The organism is Pedobacter sp. (assembly GCF_045627485.1).
In the GTDB taxonomy this organism is placed as follows: Bacteria; Bacteroidota; Bacteroidia; order Sphingobacteriales; family Sphingobacteriaceae; genus Pedobacter.
In genome coordinates, this window is sequence record NZ_JAZQNU010000077.1 from 1 (window position 1) to 5,264 (window position 5,264).

Sequence of the window (5,264 nt, forward strand, 5' to 3'; positions counted from 1 at the left end):
GTCTCTTTAGCTTCGTCTTCTGCATCGGCAAGGTCAAGGTGGGGTGATGATGAGGGTAATCACGTTGTTTCGGACGAAAGCCGCCGACGAATGGATCGGGCGCTTCACGAAGTATTTCCATGCCGGAGAGGTTCAGGAGGAAATGATCTGTACACCGAAGGTTAACTTTAGCATGGTTGAAGAGCTTTACGAAGCGGAGTTTATGACCACAGAAGTGAAACAGGAACTGGCCACTTTTAGGGAACGTTTGTCAGATTTTCAAAAAGTGAAAGAGGTAAAAGCACCAAAAGGGTTAAAAACTGTTTTAAGAACTTACCAGCAGCAAGGTTTAAACTGGCTGAATTTTCTGGACGAGTTTGGTTTTGGCGGTTGTCTGGCAGATGATATGGGGCTTGGGAAAACCATCCAGATTATAGCGTTCCTGTTATTGAAGAAGGAAAAGGGCGGTGAAGGGGCTCCTAGTTTGATTGTAGTGCCTACCACTCTGTTATTTAACTGGCAGCAGGAGCTGGCCAAATTTGCGCCCTCTCTGAAGGTACACACCATATATGGGGTGGAACGCATTAAAGATACGAAAGGATTGGATGGCTTTGACGTGGTTATCACCTCATATGGAACGATGCTCTATGATATAAAATACTTAAAGAAGTATGTGTTTCAAACGATATTTCTAGACGAGTCTCAGCAGGTTAAGAATCCCTCATCGTTGCGGTACCAGGCAGCAGCCTTGCTCAAATCGCGTAATAAAATTATGGTAACCGGCACGCCCGTTGAGAACAGCACATTCGATTTATACGGGCAGTTGTCGCTGGCTAATCCTGGCTTGCTAGGCTCGAGACAGTATTTTAAAGATGTTTATTCGACGCCGATAGATAAGTTTAAAGACATGAAACGGGCAGCTGATTTACAGAAAAAGGTACGGCCGTTTATTTTGAGGCGCACAAAAAAACAGGTGGCTTCTGAACTTCCCGACAAGACTGAAATGGTGATGTACTGTGAAATGGGAGATGCCCAAAGAAAGGTCTATGATGCGTATAAGGCCGAATATAAAAGTTTCTTGTTGTCGCAAAAGGAGGAAGACCTGGCGCGAAACAGCATGCATATATTAAAAGGCCTGACAGTATTGCGACAGATTTGTAATTCTCCGGCATTGCTCAAAGACGACCAGTATTATGGTGATGCATCGTCAAAAATAAATGTATTGCTCGAAGAAATTGAGGGTAAACAGGCAGAACATAAGATATTGGTGTTTTCTCAGTTTGTGTCAATGCTCGATCTGATTAAAAAGGAGTTGGCAGAACGAAATATTGGCTATGAATACCTGACGGGTCAAACAAAAAACCGGGAAGCAAAAGTGGATGCTTTTCAGCATCATCCGGATGTGCGGGTGTTTCTGATTAGTTTAAAAGCCGGTGGAACGGGCTTAAACTTAACTGAAGCTGATTATGTTTACCTGGTAGACCCCTGGTGGAATCCTGCTGTGGAGAACCAGGCGATAGACAGAAGCTACCGTATAGGGCAAAAAAAGAATGTGATTGCGGTACGTTTGATTTGCCCGGATACCATAGAAGATAAAATCAGGCAATTACAGGAAACGAAGATCGATCTGGTGAACGACCTGGTCAAAACAGACCAGGATCTAAAGAAACTTTCGAGGAAGGATCTGATTGAGTTGTTTAATTAGTATATAATAACTTAGTTTTGCAGTATTGAAAACGCTCCTGATATTTATTTGCTGTTTGTTTGCTACCGCGACTATGAGTGTGCGGGCACAGGAAATTGCTGCGCCTATTTTGCAGGATTCTGTTGTTGCAAAAGCAAGACCTACCCGGATTGTTAAAGATTCTGCTTACTTCGCACGTCAAAAGTTTGTTACAGACTCCATTATCAGGCATACCTGGATTCTGCCAGATTCGTTACTCAGCTCGTCTATAATCATTGACAGCATCATGCATGCCAAGTTGAAAAACCGACCAGCAGATGTGCCATGGTTCAGCATTGACGATAAGACCAAAAAGGACAGTTTGTATAAGAAGGGTAAAGCACTGGTTAGGGGTGAAACCTGGGTCTTGGCATTCATTGCTTTTCTATTGCTCGTGTTTGCAATTTTGAAACGATATTTCTCCCGGCAACTCTCTACTATTGTGGAGGCTTTTATTAGCAACAGGGTGCTTAATAATCTAACCAAGGAGGATAACTTGTTCACTTCCTGGCCTTTCCTGTTGTTATTTGTACAATTTGGTTTTGTTATTGGGATGTTTTTTTACCTGGTAACACAATTTTATCAACTGAGTTATGGCACTGGCGGCTTTCAATATTACGTGACAATTTCTATTTTAATTATTATTCTTTATACTTTAAAAATTGTTCTTTTAAGGTTACTTGGTCATGTATTTAATATACAAAAACCAGTTCACGAATATATTATTATATTATATTTAAGTTATTTTAACACATCATTATTGTTTATTCCATTGGTGATTGCGTTCGCACTTACGCCACTTAGCTATGGTTTAAATTATATAATCATATCGTTAATCCTGGTTGGATTAATTTTTACATTCCAGTTTTTTAGGGCGGGAGTGAATATATTATCTCACTATCGGTTTTCAAAGGTCTATTTATTTTTGTACTTTTGTGCCCTCGAAATCTGTCCTATTTTGATATTAATCAAGGCAGTAGGTTTATAACGCTAAAAGATAATGCAAGAAAACAAAGAAGATCGGTTACGCAAGGTTAAAAGTATCTTAATTACTTTACCTAAGCCTGAAACAGAGAAGTCGCCTTATTTTGACCTGGCCAAGAAATATAATTTGAAGATCGATTTTAGGTCTTTTATCCATGTAGAAGGAGTGCCAGCAAGGGACTTTAGAAAGGATAAAATTAACCTTGCTGATTTCTCTGCAGTGGTGTTTACAAGCAGGAATTCAGTTGATCATTTCTTTAGGATTTGTGAAGAGATGCGCTACGACGTGCCTAACGATTTAAAGTACTTCTGCATCTCGGAATCTACCGCTTTATACCTTCAAAAGTATATTCAATATAGAAAGAGAAAAATTTTCTTCGGCAAACAAACCGCATCAGATCTTGCGGAAGTGCTGAAAAAACATGCTTCTGAAAAATTTCTTTATCCATGTTCTGATATGGCCACTGAGGATACAATGAAGTTTCTTCAGAAGAATGGTTACGATTTTACACCGGCAGTTCTGTTTAAAACTGTAGTTAGTGATCTTTCAGACCTCGCTGAGGTATTTTATGATGTGATTGCTTTCTTTAGTCCGTCAAGCATACAATCCTTGTTTACAAACTTCCCTGACTTTTTACAGAACAATACACGTATTGCCGCTTTTGGTGTAAACACCCATAAGGCTGTAACAGATGCAGGCTTGATTGTTGATATTGCAGCGCCATCTCCGGAAGCACCCTCTATGATAATGGCTATTGAGAATTACTTAAAAAAATCAAATAAATAGGAAATATTTCGTTGTTTTAATGTTATTTTATAATAATCATTGATTTTCTGGATGATTATTAATACAATTGCTGATAAATTTATCAGCGTGTATGAGAAAAATTTTCCTGTCGGTATTTGTCATTGCCTTTTGCTTATCATTTGTTACACACGAGAGTCTGGCACAGGGCTGGGTGAATATTAAGAAAAACAATAAATTTTTATCTCCTGTAGCCCGTAACATGGCTACCATACCCGCTGGACAAACTTATGTAAGTGTGCCATTGGATATTATGGATACCGTAAGCAATTCTGGCCGAATGGTTTCCATCAGTGGTTTCTTTATGGATCGTACTGAAGTATCGAATAAACAATACCGGGAATTTGTTAACTGGGTAAGAGATTCGGTTGCAACAACCCTGCTTGGTCCTGCAGCAGCACCAAACCTGTTTAAGCCTGTAGCAACTACTGTAGGTGGTGCTACGATGACCTCAACAAGGGCCATAGACTGGAACAATGTAAAAAAGTACCTGTGGCGTGACGGAAATGGTGGTTATGCCAGTAAGTTGGCTGCCATGTATTACAGTGGTGACGATGCTTTGTTAAGCAGACGCGAGATAGATATCCGTAAATTAAGATATTCCTTTAGTTTTTTGAATATGGACCTGGCCGCTGCGGGAAGGAACAACCCTGCGATGAACCGTAAGGACTTTATTCAAAGTTATGTCGATAATCCGGATCCGACTAAACCCAATGAATTTCCATCTATAGCTGTGTATCCAGATACCTTGGTATGGATGGTTGATTTTGGTTATTCACAGAATAGTCCAATGGCTAAAGATTACTTCAGTAATCCTGCGTACGACGACTATCCCGTTGTGGGTGTTACCTGGGAACAGGCCAATGCTTATTGTATCTGGCTGACAAAACAATACGAGGGTAAAAAGACTTCTAAAAAGCACCCTAAACTGGAGTTCAGATTACCGACTGCTGCAGAATTCGAATACGCTGCCAAAGCGGGGAATGAGCAATCAAAATTTCCATGGAATGGAGAACTGATTACTGACGATAAGAACCGCCTACAAGCTAATTTTAAAAGTGATCCGGGAAATTATACGCCCGACAACGGCCTTTACCCGGTACATGTACGTTCATACCTGCCGAATGACTACGAGTTATATAACCTGGCAGGAAATGTAGCGGAGTGGACGGCTACAGCATACAATCCTTCTGCAGCTGCGCTTTTGCACGACGTTAATCCAAACTATACTTATGTAGCCCGAACTACAGATAGTAAATACCTCAAGCGTAAAGTGGTTAAGGGAGGATCATGGAAAGACATTGCCTATTTTCTTCAAAACTCGGTAGCTACTTACGAATATCAAGACCAGCCAAGGTCGTATATTGGGTTCCGTTGTGTAGCGTCTTACCCTGGTTCAAATATCAAGTAAATCTAAAATCAAGCTATTATGACAACAAAACCTAAATTCGATTGGTTACATACCGCAGTTTCCTGGGGGGCAAGTATTGTTATTATCGGCGTTCTATTTAAAATTCTGCACATAGGTGGGATTATGGGGAATTACCTTATTGGTCTCGGCTTGGGGGTAGAGGCAATACTGTTTTTCGTGGATTTATAAATTTAGATGGATCAAGTAGAATTTCACCATGAAGATGATGAAGATTATCAATTTACCGAGATATTGGAGGATTGGAATCGACTACGTGAAGTAGCTATTGGAATTATTACGTTTGCTGCATTCATGATAAGACTAATGCTATACAAATCATCAAATAAAGATGCTTTAGAACC

General features: G+C 40.1%; 5 protein-coding genes. All 5 read left to right on the forward strand.

Annotated elements, in window-relative coordinates:
* The first annotated feature begins 46 nt into the window (after positions 1-46).
* The 5 genes from ACR2F3_RS05825 (at position 47) to ACR2F3_RS05845 (ending at position 5,091) form a co-directional block, all read left to right on the forward strand.
* Positions 47-1,684 carry a DEAD/DEAH box helicase gene (locus tag ACR2F3_RS05825; protein WP_432709040.1) on the forward strand — a complete coding sequence of 546 codons (1,638 nt, stop codon included), beginning with the start codon at positions 47-49 and terminating at the stop codon, positions 1,682-1,684.
* A gap of 25 nt (positions 1,685-1,709) precedes the next feature.
* Positions 1,710-2,690, forward strand: coding sequence for a DUF4271 domain-containing protein (locus tag ACR2F3_RS05830; RefSeq protein ID WP_432709041.1), 981 nt, complete (start codon positions 1,710-1,712; stop codon positions 2,688-2,690).
* 12 nt (positions 2,691-2,702) lie between these two features.
* Entirely contained in the window at positions 2,703-3,473 is a 771-nt protein-coding gene (locus tag ACR2F3_RS05835) for a uroporphyrinogen-III synthase (RefSeq protein WP_432709042.1), read from the forward strand.
* Positions 3,474-3,564: 91 nt separating this feature from the next.
* Complete coding sequence (locus ACR2F3_RS05840; protein ID WP_432709043.1) at positions 3,565-4,902, forward strand: SUMF1/EgtB/PvdO family nonheme iron enzyme; 1,338 nt, start codon at positions 3,565-3,567, stop codon at positions 4,900-4,902.
* Between the two features lie 18 nt (positions 4,903-4,920).
* On the forward strand, positions 4,921-5,091 hold the full coding sequence (locus ACR2F3_RS05845; RefSeq protein WP_432709044.1) for a GldL-related protein: 171 nt from the start codon (positions 4,921-4,923) through the stop codon (positions 5,089-5,091).
* Positions 5,092-5,264 lie beyond the last annotated feature (173 nt).